Source organism: Cupriavidus sp. HPC(L) (assembly GCF_000307735.3).
Taxonomy (GTDB): Bacteria; Pseudomonadota; Gammaproteobacteria; order Burkholderiales; family Burkholderiaceae; genus Cupriavidus.
In genome coordinates this window covers 1-1304 of the sequence record NZ_AMPR02000389.1, presented here as the reverse complement: position 1 = coordinate 1304, position 1304 = coordinate 1, and the positions used below count along the sequence as shown (strand labels likewise).

The following is a 1304-nucleotide window of genomic DNA, read 5'->3' as shown; positions in this document are numbered from 1 at the left end:
GCCTGCACGCCGAGCCGCGCCCGCAGCGTCCGCGCGGCGAGGCGGTGCCCGACACTGCGGCGCCGCGGCTGGCACGCGTGTGATGATGGGTTTTTGACGGGCGATCGGGCACGGACGCCGGCAGGCGCCCGGCACCGATCGAAGCACGGACAGCAGTATCAACCGGCACGACAACGAAGCCGGAAAGCAAGCCGGCAAGCGCACCGATCGCTGGCGATCGGCGCCGCATCCGGCCGGACGGTCATCCAGAAGAAGAGGTAGTTCTCATGCAATGGTTCAAGCAACTGCGAGTCGCGACGAAGCTGGTCGTCGGCTTTCTGATCGTTTCCGTCATCGGCATGGCGATGGGCCTGCTGGGGGTGGTCAATATGGGCCGGATGACCGAGTGGACCAGCCGGATCTACAACACCGACCTGCAGGCGCTGAAGGCCGTGCAGGACGCCAACATCAATCTGCTGTACGCCAGCCGCGCGCAGATCGCGCTGCTGTCGGCCTCGACGATGGGTGAACGGACGACCGAGAAGACGCTGATCGAGAAGTCGTTCGGCGTGGTCGACGAGCGCATCAAGCAGGCCCGCAATTCCTTCCAGACCGAACAGGGCCAGGCGCTGATCAAGCAGTTCGATACGATGCTGCCGGCCTATCGCGACCGCATGGCCAAGTACGTCGAGCTGGTCTCGCGCCAGCCGCTCGATACCTCGCAGTTCGAGAGCCAGGTGTTCGAGGAAAGCACGGCGCTGCTCAAGGATGGCCATGCGATCGAAGAGCTGATGTTCAACATGGTCAAGCGCCGCGACGCCGGTGCCCGCGCGAACATGGAAGAAGCCGAGGGGGTCTACGAGAGCTCGCGCCTGTGGATGCTGGCGCTGGTGCTCGGCGGCCTGGCGGTGTCGTTGCTGCTCGGCGTGTTCCTGGCCCGCGCGCTGTCGCGCCAGCTGGGCGGCGAACCGGCCTACGCGGCCGCGATCGCATCGCGCATCGCCGACGGCGACTTCTCGACCGAGATCAAGCTGCGCGCCGGCGACCGCGACAGCATGCTGTACGCGATGAAGCAGATGCAGCTGCAGCTGTCGGGCATGGTGCAGGAGTTCAAGACCGCGGCCGAATCGATCGCCTCGGCCTCGCGCGAAATCGCCGCCGGCAACAACGACCTGTCGCAGCGCACGGAGCAGCAGGCGGCGTCGCTGGAGGAGACCGCGTCGAGCATGGAAGAGCTGACCGGCACGGTGCGCCAGAACGCGGACAACGCGCGGCAGGCCAGCGGCCTGGCGGCCAACGCGTCGGAGACCGCGGTCAAGGGCGGT

General features: G+C 66.9%; 1 protein-coding gene. It reads left to right on the top strand.

The window, feature by feature from the left end:
- Nucleotides 1-266: 266 nt before the first annotated feature.
- Nucleotides 267-1304 (top strand): methyl-accepting chemotaxis protein (locus B551_RS18245; RefSeq protein WP_023264730.1); only part of this gene is annotated, 1038 nt, incomplete at its 3' end.